Source organism: Leptolyngbya sp. CALU 1928, from assembly GCF_056784215.1.
This window is the reverse complement of the sequence record NZ_JBXBCE010000001.1, coordinates 251,520-275,619: the sequence shown is the minus strand read 5'-3', so window position 1 is coordinate 275,619 and position 24,100 is coordinate 251,520. Positions and strand designations below refer to the sequence as shown.

Sequence of the window (24,100 nt, the reverse complement as noted above, 5' to 3'; positions counted from 1 at the left end):
TATTGCGGGCTGAGGGCGATCGCGTCCTAGCAGCAATTAATTTCCCCCTACTGATCACGTAATATCCTGGGTTGGCTCGGCACAAAAAGCCTCAACAATGCTGGACTTAGTGTCTTCTGGCATCATTTGATTGATGGGCACCTCAATCAAAAACTCACAGCCTTGTCCTGGTTCCGAAGAACACTGCAAGCGTCCTTTATGCAGGTCTACAACAATCTGATAGCTAATGGAAAGTCCTAGTCCGGTTCCTTTGCCTACAACCTTGGTGGTAAAAAATGGATCAAACAGGCGATTTTGGATTTCCTTTGTCATACCCACCCCATTATCGGCAATGCAAATTCGCACGTGCTGATGCTCAGTGACTTCCGTGCGGATGCGAATCGTCGCAGGTCGATTGTTGTCTGCCCCCCGATCTCTAACCCCTGATCCCTCTTCCAAAGCATCGATCGCGTTCGCCAAAATGTTCATAAACACCTGGTTAAGTTGCCCTGCATAGCATTCCACATTCGGCAGGTTTCCATATTCTTTAATGACTGTAATATCAGGAATGTTGGATTTAGTCTTGAGACGGCTGTGCAAAATCATCAGCGTGCTGTCAATTCCCTCGTGAATATCCACCACTTTTACCGCTGCCTCGTCCATGCGAGAGAAATTGCGGAGCGCCAAAACAATCGTTTGAATGCGCTCAGCCCCCAATTTCATCGAAGACAAGCTCTTAGGCAAATCTTCCAGCAAGAAATCTAGGTCGATCGCGTCAATTTCTTGCTGCACAGCGAGTACTGGGGTCGGGTAATGGTGCTGATAAAGCTCGATCAAACCCAATAAATCTTGAGTATAGTCGTGGGCATGATTGACGTTGCCATAGATAAAATTAACTGGATTATTGATTTCATGGGCAACTCCCGCCACCAATTGCCCTAAGCTCGACATTTTTTCGGTTTGCACAAGCTGCGCCTGCGCCTTTTTCAGGTCGCGCAGAGTTTGGGCTAATTGTTCGGTTTGCTGTCGTAGTTGAGCTTCCGACTTCTGTAAGGCAATTTCAGCCAGTTTCCGTTCAGTAATATCTTCGATCGTGCCCAGAATACCAATCACATTGCCATCAGCATCATGAATTGGCAGCTTATTTACATCAATCCAGGCTTCCTGTTCATCGGCATTATGACGATGTTCAATCAGGTGCAAAACGGGCGTATCCGTTTCCATCACCTGACGATCTTGTTCGCGATACAGTTCGGCTTCCTCTTTCCAAATTAGGTCGTAATCAGTTTTGCCCACGACTTCTAGTGGGTTTTCAAGACCAGCCGCCTTGCCCCAGTTGCGATTGCAACCAAGATATACTAACTCTCTATCTTTCCAAAATAATGCTTGGGGAATATTGTCGAGTACCAGTTGCAGAAGTTCAGCGCTTTTATTCAGTTCGTCTGCTCGTTGGCGATCGCTGATATTTTCAAACATACAAAGAATTCCCATCACCTTACCATCACGTCCCTGAATGGGAATTTTGTTGCCATTGAACCAAATTTGCTCTCCATTGACATGCAGCCGAGAAGTCAATACACGCAGTTGGGGCACTCCGCTGCCTATGACGGTTTGATCAAATGCTCGGTAGCTATCAGCCTCCTCTCGGCTCCAGGCAAAAGAGTAGTCGGTTTTACCCACAATTTCATCGGCGTTGGCAATGCCTACCAAATCTGCCCACTGCCGATTACACCCTTGATAAATCGACTCCGCATCCTTCCAAAAAATGTATTGAGGCATATTATCCAAAACGGTTTGCAGCACTGCCTCTCGCTGCCGTAGCGATTCATGGGCAAGGTTGCAGGAATTGATCGTTCGGATTAACGACAACAGTCGGGTTTGTGCCCTGCGTAATACCTGGTCAATCTGCTTTTGTCGTAGCTGAGAAGCGGTGACCTCCCGTCCTACGCTGACGATCGCAACAATGCCCGTGGCAGATTGAATCGGGGTATAAGAAAATTCATAGAAACGAGTTTCTTGCTCTCCAGTAATTTCGTGAAGAGACTGCATCGGCGCTCCCGTTTGTAGCACTTGTTCGAGGCAAGCTGATAGGGCTTGAAAGAACGACAAATGCGGTAAAGGGTCTAGCTGATGATTAATAAATTCCTGGCTAGTTTTACCAATAAAGTCCTGCGGCAAAATTTGCAACACCAAGACTCCGGCTGGGTTAACCGCTAAACATCTAAGCGCTGGGTCATACTCGATGATGACATCGCTAGAACAGTTAAAGAAAGCTTGTAAGTGGGACGGTGAAGATACTGGATTAATATCCTGATATGCCGCTTGCTTCATATCTGCTGTACAAAACTCCGCGATCGCTAGTCGGCGTTTTCAGTATGCCCTGCATGATACCGCCCTTATGCATTAATACTAGACACATTGGATAGTGATTTGTAAGAGAAAAATATTTATCAGATTAATATGACAAAGAGTGGAGGGCTAGCGATGGATCAGATTCAGAAAGAGCATTTAGAAGCGAAGGGTTGAAAGGTTGGCACCGTTTCCGATTTCTTAGAGCTAACTTCAGAAGAAACTGCTTTGATTGAGATCAAGTTATCGCTTAGCCGCCATCTGAAAGAACGCAGGCAAAAAACGATGACCCAGGCTGAGTTGGCAGAAAAAATGCATTCTAGCCAACCCCGGATTGCGAATGCAGAAAATGGCGATGCTTCAGTTTCTATTGAATTGTTGATCCGAGCAATGCTAGCGATCGGTGCGACCCCCCAAGAAATTGGACAGGTCATTGCTGATGCTGGATAACTCTCCTTTATTCGATTGCGCCACTGACGGGAAAACGATCGATCAGTTGAATGGCTCTGACGGCGTTTCGTTTTAGCTCGTTGGGCAAGTGGGGCACATGGGGGATTTGGGAGAGAAAATCCAATGTGCGGCGCAGAATTCTTACCACGTCGCCTTCATCCAAGCTCGTGTTGGCGCAAATCTCAGTCCACTCAATGCCTAGCGCCCACTGTTCCACAATGCCGACAAATTCATACTCTAGCCACACAGGCAGCACCACCTGAAGCCGCCGCTGGCGCTGAAATAAGCGCTGACGAGTAGTGCGGAGTCCATTTAGGGCTTCTTCTACCTCACCCGGAGTTTTATAGTGAGTCCACATATCTGGGCGAGAAACCTCGGTGATGAGGGCGGCGCAGGCGGCAGCGAGGTGATGGGGAGCCAATGACCCTAGTTCGCCAGAGGTTAGGGCTAAGCCTAGCCAAAGCTCGTTGTCGCCGCGAATAGCAGCGGTGGATTGACCTAGAGGCGTGGGAATCAGGTCATCTAGACAGCCGAAATCGCGCAGGATGTCGATCAGGTCGAGGAAGGCTTCCCAATAGCGATGGGCTTGATGATTGAGTTTGTTGCGGCGATCGCTCAATTCGTCGCGAATAGAAATCATGCGTTTTTGGCGCTTTTGAATGGTGGCGCGATTGCCCCATTGATGCACGGGATGCGCCTGCATTTCAGCTTCTACGCCCTGCATCCGTTGTTGTTGGGTATGCACTTCCGGGGCATGATCTGCCAGAGCGGGGGCTGGGGGGATTTTTTGAGCGATCGCCCCAGTTTTTTCATCACCTTTACGAGTTTGTCCGGGTTTGGGCGGCATATCAGACGGCGGAGTCAGGTCATCCACCTCAGTCATTCGAGGAATCTCGCCACGCAACTCTGCCACATCACCCACCGTGGCGATATACCAGCGATTGTCTTTGCCAAGGCAAACCAGATAAGGAAACTGCCCTGATCCCGCAATCTTCATCACTAGAACGGCAGCGAGTTGGTGAGGACTGCCATTTTGCGAACTTTTTAGGCTAATAATCGTTCCGGCGACGGCGAAGGAAAGCGCCATGCCCATATCGGTTGATCGCACCTCATTTGCCTGCTGCTGCAAGATCTTCAATAAGCGACGCTCTTCCTTCAACCGCTCTTGCAGTTTTTCGTATTGCCCTAACAGGTTCCAATCCACCTCTTCAATTTGAGCGTTAATCTGGGCAAGCTCCGCATCCAGTTGTGCGATCGCCTCCTGTTGAGGACGGAGGTATAGCGTCGAGAGGTATTGTCCAAAACTGCGCTCGATTAATTCCTGGGTTTCTTCCAAACTGTGAGTTTGCAGCAGGTTTAGCACCATGCCATAGCTGGGAGTGAACTGACTCACCAAGGGATCGGCTGCCGCTGTGGCTAGATAGGCAGCTTCCCGTGCGCCTTCAAATTGCGTTTGCGCCGTCACCACATAGCCTTGCACATCCATGCCGCGTCGTCCGGCGCGTCCTGCCATCTGCAAAAACTCAGACGCGTTCAGCAAGCGATGTCCCAAATCCGTCCGCTTGGAAAGGCTAGAAATCACCGTTGTTCGGGCTGGCATATTAATTCCCGCTGCCAGAGTTTCCGTGGCAAACACGACCTTAATTAACCCCTGCTGAAATAGTTCTTCTACCAATCCTTTCCAGGCAGGTAATATGCCCGCATGGTGGGCGGCAATCCCGTGATACAGCGGCTCCACCTGTCCGGCTCGTCCGGCTTCGGGGTTGCGTTCCAAGAAATCATCGATTTGCTGCTTCAGCCGCGCGGCTTCATCACGGTTGACCAAGGATAAGTGACGCACTTGATCAATTGCCTGGTCGCAGTTCCGCCGACTGAAGATGAAATAAATCGCGGGTAGCATATCCCGCTGTTGTAACTGGCTGACCAAATATGCCAAGGAGGGGCTGTCTTGTTTGGGCGATCGCTGACTGCCCCCCATCCGACCCGCCATTTTGCCGCCCTTAGGTTTGAGCCGGGGATGAATCCGCTTTTGACTAACGTCGAGCAGGGGAAACAACCCCTTGGGATTACAAAAGTGAAAGCTGAGGGGCACGGGGCGAAAATCAGAATAGATCAACTCGGTGGGTCCATGCACTTGATGAATCCAATCCGTCAATTGATCGCTATTGGCAACCGTGGCGGAAAGAGCAACGAGTTGAATTTCTGGTGGGCAATAGATGATGGATTCTTCCCAAACGGTGCCTCGCTGGCGATCGTTCATGTAATGGCATTCATCTAGCACTACGGCTTCTACGCCCGTGAGCGAGGTGCCCACTTCTCCAATCGGCGTGCCGTAAAGCATATTGCGAAAGATTTCGGTGGTCATCACCAATACGGGGGCATCGCGGTTGATGGAGATATCCCCCGTGAGCAGCCCCACTTGGTCAAACCCAAACATTTCACGAAAATCTCGCAGCTTTTGGTTGGATAAGGCTTTGAGGGGTGTGGTGTAGAAAACCCGCCGTCCACGTGCGATCGCTCGATGAATCGCATATTCTCCAACCAACGTTTTGCCAGAACCCGTAGGCGCACACACGACCACCGATTTGCCTGACTCTAGTGCGGCGATCGCCTGAATCTGGAAATCATCTAGATTAAACGGAAACAATTGGTTTAAGTCAAGTCCTGAAGTTGTAAGGGAAGTCACGCCCAAAAAATCCAATTACGTACAAGAAATCTATCGTCGAATCGGGTGTTGTGCATATTCTATAGTCGCTGTAACCATCCCGAAGAAACATAGCTGTTTTAAAATCAGCAGGCTATATTAGCGGAGGGTATTTGTTAGGCTAGATTCGATCCATCATAAGGCTGATTGTTTTGAAGGTGGCAGTTTTGTGCAATGAGTTCCCATAAACTGGGGAATAGTTCATAAACGTTACCCAACATCAGCGTCTTTATCAACTTCACCTATCAGCTTCACCTGTCAATTTAGTGGGTAGCCTAATCTGAGGTGCAGTGTAATAGCTTTTAATTAAGCTAAACTGACGCACGTATCAGAGCGGAGGAACCGGTTTCTTTGGGGCGAATCTTGCGACTTGTAAGCTCGTAAGAGAGACACCTTCCAGTCTTAGCCCGTCAGCTAACTCCGTCGGCAATGGAAGGAGCGCCCAATGCTGAGGCTTTCTAGTCGTGGTTATTGGTGCCTCCTGATAGATATGTAGTTGACCTCTAATGCTGGATAGCCATCTAGCACAGAGTCTAAACATGTTTATCGCTTTGACCCACCTCTCGTAAACCAATGTCTAAGAGGGGATAAATACTGTGGAAATTCTTCCAATGTTGGTGCGTCTTGAAAACGCACTGGGCTGTTCTGAAATGGCAAAGCGAATGGTGCTAGTTTCCAACCAGGGAAATAACGCTGCGTTGTCAAATCCTAATGAAATTAATCTTTTAGTTGGCTACAATGCCTCTCCAAATAGCCAGACGGCGCTAGATTTGACTTTATGGATTGCTCATCAAACACGCTTAGCAACCCAAAAGTCGGTAATGGTTCAGGTCATTTATGTGGTGGATCGAAGCTTGGAGGGGAGCGATCGCACCGGCTATTTAGATCTCCTTGATCGCCCCGATCTGACAAAAGATCCGGCGTATTCATTGCCGATTCGCAAGTGTGGTGAATCTATTCAGGCTCAGGCTATCCATAAAGCGAGTACTAGCTTGGTGGCTGAATTGCCCTTGGCTCAGGATGATAGTTGCAGTGCTTTTGATTGGCAAATGCATCAATTTGAACAGGCAGATCATATTTTGTGGCAAGCGCGTCATCTAGCCAACGAGTGGCGGGGTTCTCTTAAAACCCATCTGCGGTTTGGCAATTTGGCAGACGAGCTTCGTCAAGTTGTTCAAGCAGAGTCTGCAACTGTTTTAGTTTTAGGATGCCAGTTTGCCAATCACCCGTTAGTGCAGCAGTTTGTCCATGACTTTCCTTGCCCAGTGTTAGGAATTCCATCTTTTCCTTAGGCGATCGCCTGAGTGATCGCCTGAGAATGTAAAGCTCCTTTACTAAACACCTGTAAATATATTGGCTTCTCTAAGCTAGGGAGGATAGTGTTTTGAGCGTTGGGCGCAGCAAATAATCTGTTTCATAAACGGGGTGTTGCGCCTTAAAATAGCGCTTCTATGGAGCTTTAAAGAACTCTTTTCTAAACCATTGTTTGATAGGGCGGCGGTAAGCTAACTTGGCAAAATACAGTGCAGTTGGATTAATTTAGAGGAGTGTTCCGTCATGGCGTTTGATTGTATCGTTGTAGGGGCAGGTCCGGCGGGTGCTTCTGCCGCCTATCACTTAGCAAAACGTGGACGTTCGGTAATTTTGCTAGAAAAGCAGGCACTCCCTCGATACAAACCTTGTGCGGGTGGCGTATCTCCTGAAGTTGCCCAATGGTTTGATTTTGACTTTTCACCCGCGATCGCTTGCAAGGTCGAAAACCTGCGATATACGTGGAAGTTAGAAGATCCAGTGGAAGCGCATCTCGAAGCCACAGAACCCATGTGGATGGTGCAGCGGGATGTTTTTGACCATTTCTTGGTGCAGCAGGCGCAAGCGCAAGGCGTGGAACTACGAGATAACACAACTGCAACGGGCATTGAGTTTAAGGGCGATCGCTGGCACGTTAGAACCGCCAATGGCACGATTGAAGCCCGCTATTTGATTGCTGCCGATGGAGCCGCTGGTTCAATGCGGCAATGGTTGGGATTCAAACAGGCTAAACAACGGATGGGAACGATCCTAGAATCCTCTACTGCTGGCAACCAGCCTCATATCGCCAAGTTTGAATTTGGCATGGTCAAAAATGGCTATATTTCTAGCTTTCCCAAGGGCGATCGCTGCTCGATTGCGGGGGCAACTTTTCGCGGAAACGAGCCGTCGGACTTGCACGTTATCATGGCAGACTTTGCTAAGCAAACGGGAATTAATCCGGCGGACTGTCAGCAGTTTGTGCAGCCGATTTGTTTATGGGATGGCAACCAAAAGCTGCACACGCAAAATGCTGTGTTGGCAGGAGAAGCCGCTTGCATGGTCGATCCATTGATTGCCGAGGGAGTTCGTCCGGCAATGTTTACGGGTGTAAAAGCAGCCGAGGCGATCGACCAAGCGCTGGTGGGCAAATTAAACGCATTAGAAAACTACACTCAGGTAATCCACGATCGCTGGGGATCAGAAATGCTTTGGGCACAGCGCATTGCCGGAGCTTTTTACCGATTTCCAGGGCTTGCCTACAAAAAAGGCATTAAGCGACCCACAGCAACGGCTGCCTTTGGGAAAATTCTATGCGGTCAACTTCGCTATTCTGATATCGCTAGTACTGCAATGAGCCGCTTGAGCGGTGGTTTAATTCCTGGTATGGGATGAGCCTATTCTCAACGCCATAGGTTGATGCTTTTGTCGAAACTGGCGCTCCATAAAGTTTGACCGTCTGGGCTGAATGCAACTGATTTAATGGTGTCTCGATGACCCTTTAGAGTGTCTAATGACTTGCCTGTTTCCATGTTCCACAGTTTGATGGTTTGATTTTTGCTGCCACTGGCAAGCACTTTTTCATTAGGGCTAAATGCCAGCGCTTTGATTAAGTCTGAGTGGGCAGAAATAGTGTGTTTGATCGCGTTTGATTGCACATCCCAAATTTTGATAGTGTGGTCGGCGTTGGCAAAAGCCAGATATCGACCCCTGTTGCTAAAAGTGACGTTAGCAGTTAAGTCACTGTCCCAGATTAAGGTTCGGAGAATTTGATTGAGCGGTAAATGCCACAGTATGAGTGTGCGATCGCGGTTCGCAATCGCCAATATCTGACCATCAGGGCTAATGGCGATCGCCCGAACTGGAATCATCGGTAAGGGCAGATCGTGAGAAAATTTTCCAGCAGATAAATTCCACACTTTGATTAGTCCATCCTGACCTGCGCTGATCAGAGTTTGTCTATTTGGATTAAAGGCAATAGTTGCGATCGCTTGGGTATGCCCAGTGAAGGTGCGGATTAACGAGCCAGTTTTTAGGTGCCAAAGTTTAATAGTGTGATCCTCGCTGGCGCTAGCAAGCACTTGCCCATCGGGGCTAAATGCGATCGATAGAACCCAAGCCGTATGACCCGTTAGGCTGCAAAATACTTTGCCCGTTCGCAGGTTCCAAAGTTTCACCGTGTTGTCTGTGCTGCTACTTGCCAGCATTTTCCCATCTGGACTGAGGGCAATAGTTGTCACAGCCCCTGAGGGGTCTTGCCAGGTTTGCACACATTTCCACGATTGAGAAAAAGGCGCTTTCTTCGCTGTGGGTGATGGTGTTGTTGAAGCATGAGCCGCAGGCGTTTGTTGCTTGGCTGAGGTATTTTGGGCAGTGGATGATTTTTTTAATCCAAGTGTTTTTGCCTTCTGCAAATCGGCTTCTGCGCCCAACTCAAATCCCAACATTGAGTTTATAAACCCCCGATAGCGATAGGCTTCAGCATAGTTAGGATTCAGTCGAATTGCCATGCTGAAGTCATGCAAAGCTTCTTTATAGCGACCGTCTTTAGCGTGTTCGGCTCCTTGGTTGTAGTAAATCTCTGGTCTAGTGTGCCTAGTGGAGACTTCCGTAGAGGCTGGCGGTGATGCTGGCGGTGATTCAAGAGTGGCGCGATCGACGGGCATCGGCGTGGACAGGTGATCTTTGAGGTGTTGATAGGCTTCATTAATCAGCTTGATCTTTGCTTCCGCCTGTAGCTTTAGCTGAGGTTCTTGGCTAAGTCGATCGGGATGCCAAATTTTTGCCAGAGTTCGGTAAGCTTGTTTGACTTCTGCGAGAGGTGCGTTGGGGGCAAGTCCTAGGATTGTGTAGTAGCGGTTGATTTCCACCATGCAGCAAATTTGCAATGCTAAAGAAAACTCGTGAGACGTAGTACTTAGCGTTCCCTTAATTGATTTTGCTGTAACGAGTCCACAGCAAATTGAGCCTATTCCCAACGCCAAAGTTTGATGGTGCGATCGCCACTAGCGCTAATCAGAGTAAAGTCATCGCGTCCAAAAATCACGGCAGTAATAGCATCCGTATGTCCCGATAGGACGGGATTGGTTTTCCGAGAGGCAGGAGTCCAAATTTGGAGAGTGTCGCTGGCGATCGCCAATTTATTACCATCAGCGCTCCATGCCAGACTATTCACGCGTCCCGATGCCTCTAGAGACCGTCCTGGGCGGCGGGTTTTCAAGTTCCATAGTTTGACCGTGCCATCCCAACTGGCGCTTGCCAAAGTATTGCCATCGGGACTAAACGCCAGACTGGAAATTTGATGAGTATGTCCCGTAAGAGTACGGAATTCTTCGCCAGTATCTGTACTCCAGAGTTTGATCGTCCGATCGCCACTGCCGCTTGCCAGTAGGGTGCCATCAGGGTTAAACGCCAGCGCATCAATCCGGGTAGAATGCCCTAACAAGCCATGACGTTTGTGCCCCAACGCCATATCCCATAGGGTGATGGGATCGTAAAAACTGCTGCTGGCAAGGAGTTTTTCCACGGGCGATACGGCGAGGGCTAATACGGTATCGGCGTGTAGGGGCAGATTTGCCAGCCGCCTGCCAGTAGCAATGTCCCAGAAGGTAATGGCTTTGTCGGCACTGCCGCTAATCAACAGATTGCCGTCGGGACTGATGACGATCGCGGGAATAATATCCAGATGTCCGGTGAGCGTGCGGAGGGGTTGGAGGGTGTCGAGATCCCAGAGTTTAATCGTGTTGCCAATCGCGCTTGCCAAAATGGGTTCCTTGGGGCTGAGGGCGATCGCATAAATTCTGCCCATCGCCTCGAAGGTATGAGTGCAGTGCCAGCTTGGTGAAACTTTACGCTTTGACTTTGGTGGTTCTGGCGGCGCATTCAAAATTGTCGGATCGGCTTCCAAGGCAGGTGCTAATCCGGGAGAGATTAAGCGGGGGCGGGGAGTAATTTGAAACGAGGGCTGAGCCGGGGAGATGGCGATCGGCATGGATGCAGCGGATAGGGCGGCGGCGGAGACGGCGATTCGTGGAACGTTCGCAAAGCTTTCCACAGGAATCCCTACGGGAGTCGCTCCCTCTAAATCCTGTAATACTTCGATTGCAGAGTGATATCGCCGGGGAAGGGCAGGTTCCAGCAGTTTATCTAAAACAAACCCCAGCTTGTCGCTGACGGGATAGGTTAAGGACTTACGCCAAATCCAGGAGTTTTCATGGGGATCAAACAAGTCATAGGGCGAAAGCTGGGTCAATAAGTGAATACAAGTTACGCCCAAGCTATATAAATCACTGGCAAAAACAGCTTTCCCACGCGCCTGTTCCGGTGCCACATACTCTGGACTGCCGATCGTGGTTCCTGTTTGCATCGGCTCCAACCCCTTCACCGATTTGGCGGCTCCAAAATCCACCAGCCCTAAGCGCCCGATTCGTGGAACGATCCCTGCGGGAATCGCCACTTCTTCCCGTTTAGATTCGGATGCTTGCCGTAGTTCAAACACCAAGCGATTGGCATCGGCAACCAGATATTGACGTTGGGCTAGGGGTAGAGCGGGATAGCGAATGAATTGGGCAGAGAGTTGTTCACCGTAGGTTTGTAGCGCGATCGCAAACTCTCTCGGCAGTTGAGACAAACTAAAACTAAGCAATTCATGAAATCGGTAGGACGGACTGATGACATTCCGAAAACCCTGAGCGGCTTCAGTCGCAAGAGCTTGCTGCAATGTTGTCCAGTCGAGTTTGCCGGGTGGGGGAAATGCCAAATCGCCCCGTGCATTGGTCATGCTGATAATATTGCCGGGTTTAATGTCCCGATGAATCACGTTATGCCCGTGGATAAACTCCAGCACAGGCAAAAGGCTAGTCAGCACTTCCCGCACCTGTCCTTCGGCAAAGGCTCCTTGGGTCAGCAGATCGGCAAGGGTTGTGCCATAGATAAATTCTTGAATCAAATACTGCTGTCCGTCTTGGCGAAAGTAGGCGAACAGTTCGGGAATCTGCGGATGATGCCCCAGTTCTTCCAGCCGCACCGCCTCTTTTTCAAATAAATCGGCGGCTTTCTTGAGATTGCGTGGATTTTGGGCAACAGGCAAAAACTGCTTGATCACACAGCGCGGCTTGGAGGGCTTGTCTTCATCCACCGCCAAAAAGGTTCTGCCAAAACCCCCTTGACCGATCGCGGCGATCGCCCGATAGCGATCCTTCAGCCACAGCGTTGCTCCACAGTTGCGGCAGATTTTTGCACTATCAGGATTGCGCGTCTTTTGGCAATCAGGGTTGAGGCAATAGGTCATGACTGGTAGTCACCAAGTACAGCCTATGATAGCCGTTTGCTAGCTTTCGCCTCTGCCAATCTCAAGACAGTTGTAATGCCAATTTGAAATTGAAATTGAAACGTGACAGATGGCTTTCTGAAAACGGCAATGCCTCTGTGTTTTAGAACTCAAAACTCAAAACGGTATGAGATAAACCTGCATATTTTTTGGGTTCCCTGATGATAAATTGAGCAGCACTAGCTTAGTGATTTACTCTATTCACCCCGTTCTATGAACCTACTTCACCGCTGGCTGATTTTTATCCCGGCTTCTCTCCTTTGCTTTTTCTTGGCTCCGCTGCCGCTTTTTACTCCACGCGCTGCAAATGCTCAAACGATTGCAGACCCAACCAGGGCAGACAGCCGTTTAGAGGCGAATCAGTTTGCGAAAGACGCTCGGAAACAGTTCATTGTCCAAGCTAAAACCGAAATGCGTCAGTTGATGCAGCAAGCGGAACAGCAGCAAACAACCAAGCAATTTCGAGAAGCGCTAGCAACCTACCGTCAAGCGCTGAAACAGGCGGAACAAACAGGCGATCGCGCCCTAGAAAGCACCATTCTGCAAAAAATAGGCACCCTACATAAAGCCCAAAAACAAACAGCAGAAGCGATGGAGGCTTATCAGAAAGCATTGGCAATTCGTAAAGCGTTAAACCAGCCCTCAAGAGTAGGTCTTGTGTTGTTATCGATCGCCAACTTGCAGCAAGATACTAAACAACATGCCAAAGTGTTGGAATCGTATCGTGAAGCGTTGACGCTGTTTAGACTAGCGCAGGATAAGCGGGGAGAATCTCTTGCGCTGTTTGGCATGGGGGCAGCTTATCGCAAGCTTAAGCAGACTGATCAGGCACTCTCGTTTTATCAACAATCCATTACAGCGGCTCAGGATATTCCTGAAAAGGCATTGTGGGAAGCGACCATTCTAAATGCCATGGGGAAAGTATATTCCGAGCAGAAGCAAGATGCTCAAGCTTTAGAACTGTATCAAAAAGCGTTAGAGATCGCCAAAACGATACCGGAGTCTAAAATAGAAACCGAAATTTTGAACAACATTGGCGAACTGCAAAAAAAAAAGCTCAATACCCCAAAGCGCTAGAGGCATATCAAGCGGCATTGGCGATCGCCGAACAGAGATCATCCAAGGGACAGAAAGCACAGGCATTGCACAACATCGGTGAGGTATATCAAGCCCAAGGACGATATCCCGAAGCGCTGGAGATCTATCGTCGCGCCCTTGCCTTGCGGAAAGAGCTGGGCTATCACTCATCGGCTGGAGCAACGCTGATGGCGATCGCCGATATTCAAGATATTCAAGGGCAATATGCCAATGCTCTAGCGACCTACAAACAGGCAGACAACTTTTTTGAAGAAAATAATGACAGGATTGGGCAGGTAATGATCCAGGGTAAGCTAGCGCTGGTTTACCGCAAATTGGGGAAAAATGATCCACTCACCGATTTTGTTAACCGACTTTCTAAGCGTCCCGATACATCCCCTTGGATTCAGTTTTATCAGACGGCACTGGTAGTGGCTGGCAAAACAGATGCACGGTTGCATCAAAAGCCGACCTCTCAAGAGTTGCTGAAACGGCGAGACATTGTGCAAAAAGATTTGGCATCGGCGCAAAAATCGGGCGATCGCCAGAGTGAAGCCAGAAACTTGACGATGTTGGGGCTAATTCACTATTTTTTGCAGGAATATCCTCAAGCGTTGGAGCGCTATCAGCAATCGCTTAAAGTCTATCAAGCCATTGGCGATCGCCCAAACCAGGCTAATTTGCTCAATTACAGTGGGGTCACTCAGTTTCAACTTCAGCAGTATTCTCAAGCACTCATACCCTTTCGGCACGCGTTGGGCATTTATATGGAAGTGGGCGATCGCGCAGGGGAGGCAACGGTTTTGAGCAACATTGGCACCGTGGCGCAAATTCAACAGCAGCCAGATTTAGCGATCGCTTTCTACAAACAATCCGTCAATACGCGCGAAGCCATCCGGCGCAATCTACGCCAACTGCCCCAAGATGATCAAGAGTCTTACACTCAGACGGTTGCCGAGACCTATCGAACCCTCGCCGACTTACTGCTCTCCCAAGGGCGCATTTTAGAAGCGCAAGCTGTGTTGGAACTGCTGAAAGTTCAAGAACTCAGAGAGTTCACTCGTAATGCTAATCCATCCACCAACCCCACCGCGATCGCCCTGACCAAAATCGAAACTACGATTCAGCAACAGCATGGCAGCCTGATCGCGTTTGGCAAAAAACTGTACGAGTGCGATCGCACCCAGTGTGCCCAGCAAACTCAACTGCGCGACCAACTCGATATGCTGATCGGGCAATACATTCAAACTGCCAACGCACTGGTCAAAGATTTAGCAAAGCGGGGTGATCCCGATGCATTAAACCCCACGCACACGGGCAAAATCCGGCAAATTGTAGAAGCCCAACCCGACACAGTATTGATTTATCCCTTTGTTCAAGACGAGAAACTGTGGCTGCTGTGGGCATCGAAGGGCGGCATTTTGAAAAGTCAGGAAGTGCCCGTGAGTCGGAAGGAATTGGGCAAAGCCGTACTGGAGTTTCGGGAAGCGGTGTCCCAATATAGCTTGGGGCAGAAAACAGTCCGAGAAAAAGGGCAAGTGCTATACAAGTGGCTCATTCAGCCGATTGAAAAAGAACTCAAAGCAAACCAAATCAAAAACCTGGTATTTTCCCTCGATCGCGTCACCCGCTACATTCCAATGGCTGCCCTGTTTGACGGCAAGCAATACCTGATTGAAACCTACATTGTTTCTACCATTCTGACTGCCGGATCAACCGATCTGACTAAACGCCTACCCGTCCGAGTTGCCGATACTCGCGTTTTGGCATTGGGTGCCTCTGAATTTAAAGAGGAACGAGCGTTGCCAAATGTCCCGAAGGAATTAGATGCGATCGTCCGGCAAAATGGCACCGATCCCCAAGGCATTTATCCCGGCTTGAAGTTTCTCAATCAATCGTTTAACTTCCCTATTTTGCGAGATAAGTTAATAGGACATCAAGTCTTGCATATGGCGACTCATGCGGCGGTTGTGCCGGGTCGCCCCGAAGATTCCTACCTACTTTTGGGCAACGGCAAAAAGCTGACCATTCCTGAAATTCAAACGTTGCAGTACTTGAACCAAGTGGCGCTGGTGGTGCTATCGGCGTGTCAAACGGCATTGGGAGGCGCAGACCAAGACGGCATCGAAATTTCGGGATTAAGTTCCTACTTCCTCACTCGCGGTGCGGGTACGGTGCTGGCATCGCTCTGGCTAGTGGATGATGCCAGCACCCAAGGGCTGATGCATGAGTTTTATAGTCAGCTTGCCAAAAGCACACCCTCAGCACCGGTGACGCAATCATCAGCCCTGCGACGAGCGCAGTTGAGCTTAATTGACCATCCCAATTATCAGCATCCCTATTACTGGGCACCGTTTGTTTTGACGGGAAACGGGCTGTGATGTTCAGCCTATTTGCCGAATCAAGGATGCACGACTTACCATCAAAACAGGGGGCTTGGTTTGCGTGTATAATGGTGGATCGCTGCGATAGTGTCTAGTTCATATCTTTAAGTGAATACTATCGCCATCGAACCCTGCTATTGAGAGAATTCTGAGCGTTCTATGCAATTTATTGATCAGTCCGAAATTCAAGTGAAGGCAGGGGATGGCGGCGACGGAATGGTTGCTTTCCGGCGAGAAAAGTATGTGCCTGCGGGTGGACCTTCCGGCGGCACGGGGGGCAGGGGTGGCTCGGTGCTGGTGAAAGCTGTAGAGAACCTGCAAACTTTGCTAGATTTTCGCTACAACCGTTTGTATAAGGCAGATGACGGGGTTCGGGGTGGACCGAATAAATGCACAGGAGCATCGGGGCACGATCGCATTATTGAAGTTCCCTGTGGCACCATCATTTTTGATGCAGAAACCGAAGAATTACTGGGCGACTTAGTAGAACCCGAACAAACCGTATGTGTAGCGAAGGGCGGCAAAGGTGGTTTAGGCAACGCCTGTTTTTTGACCAATCACAATCGCGCTCCCGAAATAGCCCTGCCCGGATTGCCCGGAGATGGTCGGATGCTGCGGTTAGAGTTGAAATTACTGGCAGAAGTGGGGATTATCGGGTTGCCCAATGCCGGAAAGTCTACGTTCATTTCAGCAGTCTCAGCCGCGCGACCCAAAATTGCCGACTATCCCTTTACAACGCTGGTGCCTAATCTAGGCGTAGTACGGAAACCCACGGGCGACGGCACCGTGTTTGCTGATATTCCGGGATTGATTGAAGGGGCACATTTGGGCATTGGGCTAGGATTTGACTTCTTGCGTCACATTGAACGCACTCGCCTATTGCTCCACCTGATTGATGTGACCAGCGAAGACCCGATCGCCAACTATCAAACGATTCAAGCCGAACTCCACGCCTACGATCGCGGCTTAGCGGATCGTCCTCAAATTGTGGCACTCAGCAAACTAGATGCCGTGGATGAATCTGTGGATATAGACGAGATCGCTGCCCAACTGCATCAACTCAGCCATGCCCCCATCTTCAAAATTTCCGCCGCCACCCGCCAAGGATTGGATGGCGTTCTGAATCAAGTATGGCAACAGCTAGAACAATTGACGAGTGTTGAATAACGTCAGGTTTCACAGCAGGTTTCGGGTTTCAGGTTTCGGAGAGGCATAAATATCTGACCCCTGACCCCTGACCCCTACTCTTCACCTTGCCATAGCGGAAAGCTGGCTTTTACGCAGGTTGATTGATTGGGGATGCTGTTGATGATCAACTGTCCGTTGTAGAGGCTGAGCAAGCGATGGGCGATCGCGAGTCCGAGTCCTACGCCTTGCTGTTCATAATATTGTCGCTCAAACTGGATATAGGCACCGATGCTAGCAATTTGAGCGTGGGTCATGCCGCGCCCTTGATTGATGATGGTGACGTGATAGGCAGTGTGATCGTGATGGCTTGAAACTTGAACGGGGGTTCTGGGTTGGGAGAACTTGAAGGCGTTATCCGTCAACTCCGTTATTACTTTTTCTACCTCAAAGTGAGGACAGGCAAGTATGGCATTATCTAGGTTTATTTGCAGGTCGTCGGCGCGATCGCGCTGTTTTGCCAGTCTTGTAGCGATTTCTGTAATCAAACTACTCGGTTCGTAGGTTTCGCCCTGTGGCAGCGTCTGCGATCGCGTATCGTCGCGCAGAAGCAGTTCTAGCTTGGCATACAACAAAAAGTTTTGAACGAGGCGATATAGCTTTTTAGTGCCCGATTGAATGGTTTGGGCAATTTCTAAAATTTCTTCTGGAGTCGCTTCATCCGCAATCCCACCCAGCAGTTCTGCCGAGGTGAGAATGGCACTTAGGGGAGTGCGAAATTCATGGGGCAGAGAAAGCGAAATGCTGCTGCGGAGGTTATTCAACTGTTTTTCAGACTGGGATTGGAAGACGGTGTGTTTGGTTAGGCGGGAGGCGATCGCTGCCAACAATTCCTCAGTGGTGCAGGGCTTAACCAGGTAATCATCGGCTCCTTGAGTCATGCCCCGGCGCACGCTCTCCTTGCTCGCATTGGCGGTTAAAAAAATGAATGGAATCGTTGCAGTCGTCGAGCTTTCCTGAAGGGTTTGCAGCACTTGATAGCCATCCATGTCTGGCATTTGCACATCGCACAAAATCGCATCAGGAACTTGTTGCTCAGCCAGCATCACCCCCGCAATGCCGTTGTCCGCCACGATCGCCTGAAATCCCTCCATTTCCAACAGATCTTTGAGAGATTCTCGCACCGATACATCGTCGTCAATCACCAAAATTGTTGTCATGAACCCGTGTGCCCCCAGTGAAAACCATATGATCAGGACAGTTGATTGTTAAAGTCCACTTAAAATCTGACATGAAGATAATAAGTCAAGAGAGTTTGGGGATACTGAAAGAGCCCTATTCTGGCTGCTATTTCCATCAAAAGCCGCCGCTCGGTTGGATCAGGACTTTTTACCAATAACTGTGGCTTGCTGCCCCTACAGTTTATGTGTAGTGTGATTATTTATCTTTCACCCGTTTGAGTTATGGCTGACTTTTTCCACTTTAAAGGTGATTCTGAATCTGCGGCGATCGCCCATTCTTTATCTATCGTGCAAACTCAAAACGCTGATCTACAGGCAGAATTGGCGCAGTGTCGGCAAGAATTAGCGCAGATAAAAGCGGCTTCTACTGTAAAAGCGATTGATCAGCAGCGTTATGAAGCCGAACATCTGCAAATCGCTGCCACCTTAGATCAAAGTGAAATATGGCTACGGCTGGCGATCGACCTAAACCAGGTTAGCTTGTGGGCTTGGGATCGTGCCACCGGAAAGACGGAATGGAATGCGGCGAACTATCAGCTACTGGGCTATGAACCGGGGGAAGTGGAACCCAGCTATGAACGGTGGCTCGATCGCCTGCATCCAGACGATCGAGAGCGAGTTGAAACAACGCCTGCACAGGCAATCCAAACCCGATCAGTGCGCCAGATAGACTATCGAGTCATTCACCCGGATGGCAGCATTCACTGGCTTGTTGACCGTACCCGTTGGCGCTATGACTCCGCCGGACAGCCGGTGCAAATGTTAGGAGTTTCGATGGACGTTACTGAGTCTAAAGCGATCGAAGAAGCCTATCATGATCTAAACGCTGAACTAGCACGGCACGTGCAAGCCCAAACTCAGCAACTGCAAGCTTCAGAAGCTAGCCTGCGCCAACAAGAGCAAGAATTTCGCACCCTTGCCGAAAACTCCCCCGATGCGATTTTTCGCTTTGATCTCGCGTTTTGCTACCTCTATCTCAACCCGGCGGCTGAAAGGACTCTAGGACTACCGCGATCGCGAGTGTTAGGCAAAAGCGATCGCGAATTGAACTTACCGACCGAGACAGTCGCACTTTGGGAGAAAACGCTGCAAATGGTGGTGCAACACCGCGAACTCGTGACGGTTGAATTTTTTACCCCAAATTATAACAACGGGCAATGGTTCCAATCTCACAATATTCCTGAATTTGATCCGGATGGCAATCTGGTATCCATTCTGGTGATTGAGCGCGACATCACCACGCTCAAGCAAACCGAAGCAGCCTTGCGCCAGAGTGAAGAGCAGTTTCGCGCATTTTTTGAAAACTCACCCATGGCGATCGGGCTGGCGACCCTAGACGATCATTACATGGTACGCAGCAACGCCAAATATCAAGAAATGCTGGGCTATAGCGACCTTGAACTTTGTCAGATGACGTTTATGGATCTCACCCATCCCGACGATATTACTGCTGACTTAACCCTATTTGATCAACTTTTAGCCGGTTCAATCTCCCGCTTCCACCTGGAAAAGCGCTACCGATGCAAAAATGGCGACTTCATCTGGGTCGATCTGACCGTTGCCTTAGTTTATGACACCCAAGGTGAGCCATTATATAGCCTCTGTATGCCCCAAGATATCACTAAAGCCAAGCGGTTAGATGCCGAGCGCCGCCAAACCGAGGAAGCCCTGCGGCGCAGTCAGGCAAGTTTATCAGAAGCCCAACGTGTTGCTCATGTGGGCAGTTGGGAAGTCGATTTGATTACCCAGCAAGGCGTTTGGTCTGCGGAACTGTTTCGCCTGTTTGGGCTAGATCCCAATCGCCCCAAACCCACGATAGCAGAGATTCTCCAATTGATTCACCCCAGCGATCGCGCCCTGTATTCTCAGGTGATACAACGGGCATTTGAGCAGGGCGAACCCCATGCCGTGGATCATCGCATTGTTCGTCCCGATGGTTCTATTGCCTGGATATCTAGCTTGGGGCAGGTAGAATGCAATGCTGCGGGTCAAGTGACTCGCCTGTTTGGGGTTGCCCTCGATATTACCGATCGCAAGCAAGCAGAAGAAACCCTACGCCAGCAAGCCGATCGCGAACAACTACTGCGAATTCAACAAGCCGCGCTTTATCAGCAAGTGCAGACCGAATTGGGCGATCGTAAACGAGCCGAAGCCAGCCTCAGAAAATCGCTGCAAGAAAAAGAAGTGCTGCTCAAAGAAGTCCATCATCGGGTAAAGAATAACCTGCAAATTGTCTCAAGTCTGCTGCGAATGCAATCCCGCAAAGTAGAAAATCTACAAACCTTCACCATCCTGCAAGAAGCTCAAAATCGAGTGCAATCCATGGCATTGATTCATGAGCAACTTTATCAATCGTCCAACCTAGCCGAGATTGACCTGAATGAATATCTCCATAGCTTGGTTAACAATCTTCTCCGTTCCTATGGCATCCACTCTCACCAAGTCACCTTCAGCATCGAAACCCACAACACCTATTTAGATCTCAACACTGCCATTTCCTGCGGCTTAATCATCAATGAACTCGTTTCCAATTCTTTGAAATATGCATTTCCCAACGAGCAATTCGGGGAAATCAAAATTTGTCTTACTTCTGTTTTTAAGCAGCCCCTTAACCTATGTCAGGTCACCCTGTTAGTGAGCGATAGCGGGGTCGGCATTCCTATTGCTGTGGATTGGCAAAATTCCCCCTCTTTAGGAATGCGAATTGTGCGGAATCTGGTTCATCAACTTAAGGGAAATATAACGCTCTTACCCGGATCAGGAACGGCTTTTCAAGTTACATTTGCGATCGCAAACGAAGCCTGAAAGCAAATGGCAAATTCAGTCCCCGAAACCTGAAACCTGCCTTGCCTAAACCACAGCCACGCGATCGCCCTGCGTCCACTGTTCAGTAACCAAATAAATCGCGCGAATATCTTCGGGTAAGTTTTCTTCTAAACGCTGATAGCCTTCTTGCAGCCGTACCCGCACTTCAGCCGCTGACATGCCTTCCCCTTCTGCCTGCAAATAAGCAGAGATCCGGGTTTCGCTCCAGCCAAAGGTTTGCGCCATCAGCACAATCAACCGCAGCACGGGCGGAATCTGGTCTAACGCTTGCTCAATGTAGCACCAGAGCGGCGGCGGGGCTTCTTTGAGGCTATAGTGAATGGTTTCCACGGCAGGCAGATCAGCCTGGTTGATGCAGATTGCCGTAATGTTGAGCAGCCAAGCTTGCAGCGTCAAAATGGGTTCGCCCGTGGCAGATCGCAAATCTAACCCGCCGAGTTCATAAAAAATGTGTCGCCAAGTGGTGGCAAATAGGTAATCGGCTTGTACGGGCGATCGCGCCGAGTGGCGAATCAAGGTATAAACCATTGAACTATAGCGGCAGAAAATCGCGGTAAAGTATTGCCCTGCATCGGAATGGCGTTGAAACAAGGTCAGCAGTTCCTGATCGCTGTAGTGCGCCAAGGATTTGATTAGGGGATGATTGGCTTCAGGAAACGTAGGAATAGTCACCATATTGACCACGTGTGACAGCGAAATGTCCCCTACTATACGCCTTTTTTGCCAAACAACAAAACTTTTTTGATGGTTTGTCCTAACTCAGTGTGGAGAATGCCTCGAACGAATGCCCAGTCGCCTGAATGCCCAGTCGCCAATGTGAGCATGGCGCGTCATTCCAGAAACATTGCAGATGCAGGTTTGACACCTTGCATTTCGCAAACCGCATTTAATGTGAAATCTTGATTCAGACCCCGCATTGGTAACTCTAGGAACAACTTAGAAACTCACTTCCAGTATTTTAGCTAAAGAGGACTTTTGCAAAACCTAGTGATGCAATCTCAAGCACATTAGTATTCAGCATAATTGCTCTGTCCTAGGTTTAAGGCGGTTTGGTTTTAGAGTCGCTAAGATATGCAGATATCCTGCGCCCAATTTTTTATTGTCTTGGCATCGCGCTTCAAGTTGTTCAGGCAAATTCCCCTTTACCGAGTTGAGATGCATATGTCCCCAGCGATGAAACCCTCCAATGCTTCTGCAAGGCTATCTTACTCATTGGGCAAGGTGGAAGAACGGTCAAATTTATCTGAAGTTGAGTTGGCGGATGCTCTTACCCCCTTGGTAGAGGATGATATTTCACGAGAAGGGAGCGTATTAGAAGGTTTAGATCTCCCTCCTGAACCAGACCTGGATTCTGATTTGATCATTGATCATTTGATTGATAGTCATGAAGAGGAAATTGCGTCGGCGCGCCCGTCGGGTCATAGCAAAGTGTTAACCGATGACGGGGTAGGTGCTTTTTTTAAGGAGATGGCGCGGTATCCGTTATTAACCGCTGACGAGGAGTTGGAACTAGCCCAACGCATTCAGTTTATGGCAGAGGTAGAAACCACGCGATCGCGCTTGCAAAGTGACTCAGGGCAATTGCCCAGCAAGGCAACCCTTGCCCAAGAAATGCAGCTTACCGAACGCCAATTAGATCACCAGCTTCATCGCAGTCGGGTTGCCAAGCGCACCATGATTCGCTCCAATCTGCGCTTGGTGGTTTCTATTGCCAAACGCTATCTCAATCGCGGTGTTCCCTTTCTAGATCTGATTCAAGAAGGTGCCCTGGGGCTGAATCGCGCTACTGAAAAGTTTGATCCCGAAAAGGGCTATAAGTTTTCGACCTATGCCTATTGGTGGATTCGGCAAGGCATTACTCGAACGATCGCCAATGATTCTCGGATTATTCGTCTGCCGATTCACATTGTCGAAAAGTTGAATAAGCTCAAGGTGATCCAGCGAGATTTAAAGCGCTCCTTAAATCGGAATCCTACTGAAACAGAACTGGCGCAGGCGTTGGATGTGACCCCAGAGCAACTGCAAAACTTGCATCAGGTGCATCGGCGATCGCTTTCACTCAACTATCGCATTGGCAAAGATGAAGACACCGAGCTAGTGGATTTGCTAGAAGATTCTGATACGCGATCGCCGGAATCACAAATTAGCGAAACCATGCTGCGACAAGACATTTGGGAAGTGTTGGGCAATGTCCTCACGGAGCGCGAAAAAGACATTATCTCATTGCGCTATGGCTTAAGCTCCAGCAAGCCTTGTACTTTGGAAGAAGTGGGCAGATTGTTCAACCTTTCACGGGAGCGCGTTCGCCAAATTCAAAGCAAAGCAATGCGAAAGCTGCGTCGTCCTCAAGTGGCAGAAAAGTTGAAGGGCTGGCTGGGTTGAAGGGCAACTGAATCAAGGGCGATCGCGCAGGTGTGGCTATAGTTTTTGCTTCCCGCATGGTAAAAGCTACTCTAACAACCAGTCAAATATAGACTTGATATTGAGTTGTAAGTCATGAGCAAAGGCTGGAACTGAAAGTTTTTGCCCCGGTTCATCAAATACTTGCAGTTGTTGCTTGGGCAGATACATAAAAATAGTTCGCTCGGTGGGGTCAATCAACCAACCCATTTGCGTTCCATGATTGAGGCAGTGCAAAATGTTTTTGGTCACTTTCGTTTGGCTTTGGTCGGGCGACAGAATCTCAATTGCCCAGTCAGGAGCCACTAGAACAGTATTAGCAACCTCACCACTTTGATCCCGTGGAATCCTCTCCCACGTAAACACAGACACATCTGGAATAATTGAGCGTCCACCAAATGTACACCGTAGCTCTGAAAATGCTCGTGCAGCTTGGGGCGGTTTGAGAGTTGCGTTGATGCGAGTGGAAAACTCAGTTTGAATTGCGCTGTGTTTTCCTTGTGGCATTGGCTTCTGGATGATTTGTCCATCAATATATTCGCTGGCAGGTTTGGTTTCTGGCAGCGTGAGGAAACTCTCTAAAGTTATAGATTTAGATGGGGTTTGTACCATGACCTGCTTGATCAAGAAGTTTGGAGGCTTTGGGTCAATTCTAAGACAGAAGCCCATGGAATAGCATTTGACTCTGTAGATGCAGGGCACCTCAAAAAATCCGAAAATGAGTGTCCCAAATCGAGAAAGAGGTGAGATCTTGACACTCCTCACGCGGGCGACTGGGGAGTCTTGGTTCATCGAGTGAGTCATTTGAGTCATTCTAGATGTGAGATTGGGTTTGACTCTCAACTTGCTGTACCCCAATGAATCGAGGTGCCCTAACGGATTGTTTATTGCATTTTTGGGGTAAAACCTGACAATAGGGAAATGGGCTTTTAAGAGAACGATCGCG

The 24,100-nt window shown here is 49.2% G+C and carries 15 protein-coding genes and 1 riboswitch; of the genes, 8 read left to right on the top strand and 7 right to left on the bottom strand.

The window, feature by feature from the left end; all coding sequences use genetic code 11:
* Positions 1–54: 54 nt before the first annotated feature.
* Entirely contained in the window at positions 55–2,310 is a 2,256-nt protein-coding gene (locus AC1S5B_RS01235) for a PAS domain-containing protein (protein WP_482033905.1), read from the bottom strand.
* A 246-nt stretch (positions 2,311–2,556) separates the two neighbouring features.
* Here AC1S5B_RS01235 and AC1S5B_RS01230 point away from each other — a divergent pair, with 246 nt between their 5' ends.
* Positions 2,557–2,778 carry a helix-turn-helix domain-containing protein gene (locus tag AC1S5B_RS01230; RefSeq protein ID WP_482033904.1) on the top strand — a complete coding sequence of 74 codons (222 nt, stop codon included), beginning with the start codon at positions 2,557–2,559 and terminating at the stop codon, positions 2,776–2,778.
* A 7-nt stretch (positions 2,779–2,785) separates the two neighbouring features.
* Here the strand turns inward: AC1S5B_RS01230 and AC1S5B_RS01225 are convergent, their stop codons facing one another.
* A complete protein-coding gene (locus AC1S5B_RS01225; RefSeq protein WP_482033903.1) occupies positions 2,786–5,464 on the bottom strand; it encodes a DEAD/DEAH box helicase in 2,679 nt (892 codons plus the stop codon).
* A gap of 317 nt (positions 5,465–5,781) precedes the next feature.
* Positions 5,782–5,926: riboswitch (cyclic di-AMP (ydaO/yuaA leader) on the top strand.
* Between the two features lie 152 nt (positions 5,927–6,078).
* On the opposite strand from AC1S5B_RS01225, the gene AC1S5B_RS01220 reads away from it, so the two are divergent.
* Positions 6,079–6,774, top strand: coding sequence for an adenine nucleotide alpha hydrolase family protein (locus tag AC1S5B_RS01220; RefSeq protein WP_482033902.1), 696 nt, complete (start codon positions 6,079–6,081; stop codon positions 6,772–6,774).
* Between the two features lie 265 nt (positions 6,775–7,039).
* Positions 7,040–8,167 (top strand): geranylgeranyl reductase family protein, encoded by a 1,128-nt coding sequence (locus AC1S5B_RS01215; RefSeq protein WP_482033901.1) that lies wholly within the window; start codon positions 7,040–7,042, stop codon positions 8,165–8,167.
* 8 nt (positions 8,168–8,175) lie between these two features.
* Here the strand turns inward: AC1S5B_RS01215 and AC1S5B_RS01210 are convergent, their stop codons facing one another.
* Together AC1S5B_RS01210 and AC1S5B_RS01205 are read right to left on the bottom strand one after the other, a co-directional pair.
* Positions 8,176–9,645, bottom strand: a complete 1,470-nt coding sequence (locus tag AC1S5B_RS01210) for a WD40 domain-containing protein (RefSeq protein ID WP_482033900.1) — start codon at positions 9,643–9,645, stop codon at positions 8,176–8,178.
* 95 nt (positions 9,646–9,740) lie between these two features.
* A complete protein-coding gene (locus tag AC1S5B_RS01205; RefSeq protein ID WP_482033899.1) occupies positions 9,741–12,062 on the bottom strand; it encodes a protein kinase domain-containing protein in 2,322 nt (773 codons plus the stop codon).
* Between the two features lie 252 nt (positions 12,063–12,314).
* Between AC1S5B_RS01205 and AC1S5B_RS01200 the strand changes: the two genes are divergently transcribed.
* From AC1S5B_RS01200 to obgE, 3 genes are all read left to right on the top strand, one after another.
* Complete coding sequence (locus AC1S5B_RS01200; protein ID WP_482033898.1) at positions 12,315–13,178, top strand: tetratricopeptide repeat protein; 864 nt, start codon at positions 12,315–12,317, stop codon at positions 13,176–13,178.
* 17 nt (positions 13,179–13,195) lie between these two features.
* Complete coding sequence (locus AC1S5B_RS01195; protein ID WP_482033897.1) at positions 13,196–15,559, top strand: CHAT domain-containing protein; 2,364 nt, start codon at positions 13,196–13,198, stop codon at positions 15,557–15,559.
* Positions 15,560–15,721: 162 nt separating this feature from the next.
* On the top strand, positions 15,722–16,729 hold the full coding sequence (gene obgE, locus AC1S5B_RS01190) for a GTPase ObgE (RefSeq protein WP_482033896.1): 1,008 nt from the start codon (positions 15,722–15,724) through the stop codon (positions 16,727–16,729).
* A 74-nt stretch (positions 16,730–16,803) separates the two neighbouring features.
* On the opposite strand, the gene AC1S5B_RS01185 is transcribed toward obgE, so the two are convergent.
* Positions 16,804–17,907 (bottom strand): hybrid sensor histidine kinase/response regulator, encoded by a 1,104-nt coding sequence (locus tag AC1S5B_RS01185; RefSeq protein ID WP_482033895.1) that lies wholly within the window; start codon positions 17,905–17,907, stop codon positions 16,804–16,806.
* A gap of 243 nt (positions 17,908–18,150) precedes the next feature.
* On the opposite strand from AC1S5B_RS01185, the gene AC1S5B_RS01180 reads away from it, so the two are divergent.
* Complete coding sequence (locus AC1S5B_RS01180; protein WP_482033894.1) at positions 18,151–20,733, top strand: PAS domain S-box protein; 2,583 nt, start codon at positions 18,151–18,153, stop codon at positions 20,731–20,733.
* A gap of 45 nt (positions 20,734–20,778) precedes the next feature.
* On the opposite strand, the gene AC1S5B_RS01175 is transcribed toward AC1S5B_RS01180, so the two are convergent.
* Positions 20,779–21,429 (bottom strand): RNA polymerase sigma factor, encoded by a 651-nt coding sequence (locus AC1S5B_RS01175; RefSeq protein ID WP_482033893.1) that lies wholly within the window; start codon positions 21,427–21,429, stop codon positions 20,779–20,781.
* A gap of 486 nt (positions 21,430–21,915) precedes the next feature.
* Between AC1S5B_RS01175 and AC1S5B_RS01170 the strand changes: the two genes are divergently transcribed.
* Positions 21,916–23,136, top strand: a complete 1,221-nt coding sequence (locus AC1S5B_RS01170) for an RNA polymerase sigma factor, RpoD/SigA family (RefSeq protein WP_482033892.1) — start codon at positions 21,916–21,918, stop codon at positions 23,134–23,136.
* Positions 23,137–23,202: 66 nt separating this feature from the next.
* Here AC1S5B_RS01170 and AC1S5B_RS01165 read toward each other — a convergent pair whose 3' ends face one another.
* Positions 23,203–23,766, bottom strand: coding sequence for a Uma2 family endonuclease (locus AC1S5B_RS01165; RefSeq protein ID WP_482033891.1), 564 nt, complete (start codon positions 23,764–23,766; stop codon positions 23,203–23,205).
* Positions 23,767–24,100 lie beyond the last annotated feature (334 nt).

Bases quoted from the DNA above. Each gene is read 5' to 3' on its own strand.
- AC1S5B_RS01180 (WP_482033894.1), top strand. From the start codon at position 18,151: ATGGCTGACTTTTTCCACTTTAAAGGTGATTCTGAATCTGCGGCGATC.
- AC1S5B_RS01170 (WP_482033892.1), top strand. From the start codon at position 21,916: ATGTCCCCAGCGATGAAACCCTCCAATGCTTCTGCAAGGCTATCTTAC.
- AC1S5B_RS01215 (WP_482033901.1), top strand. From the start codon at position 7,040: ATGGCGTTTGATTGTATCGTTGTAGGGGCAGGTCCGGCGGGTGCTTCT.
- AC1S5B_RS01165 (WP_482033891.1), bottom strand. From the start codon at position 23,766: ATGGTACAAACCCCATCTAAATCTATAACTTTAGAGAGTTTCCTCACG.
- AC1S5B_RS01205 (WP_482033899.1), bottom strand. From the start codon at position 12,062: ATGACCTATTGCCTCAACCCTGATTGCCAAAAGACGCGCAATCCTGAT.
- AC1S5B_RS01235 (WP_482033905.1), bottom strand. From the start codon at position 2,310: ATGAAGCAAGCGGCATATCAGGATATTAATCCAGTATCTTCACCGTCC.
- AC1S5B_RS01175 (WP_482033893.1), bottom strand. From the start codon at position 21,429: ATGGTGACTATTCCTACGTTTCCTGAAGCCAATCATCCCCTAATCAAA.
- AC1S5B_RS01185 (WP_482033895.1), bottom strand. From the start codon at position 17,907: ATGACAACAATTTTGGTGATTGACGACGATGTATCGGTGCGAGAATCT.
- obgE (WP_482033896.1), top strand. From the start codon at position 15,722: ATGCAATTTATTGATCAGTCCGAAATTCAAGTGAAGGCAGGGGATGGC.
- AC1S5B_RS01200 (WP_482033898.1), top strand. From the start codon at position 12,315: ATGAACCTACTTCACCGCTGGCTGATTTTTATCCCGGCTTCTCTCCTT.
- AC1S5B_RS01210 (WP_482033900.1), bottom strand. From the start codon at position 9,645: ATGGTGGAAATCAACCGCTACTACACAATCCTAGGACTTGCCCCCAAC.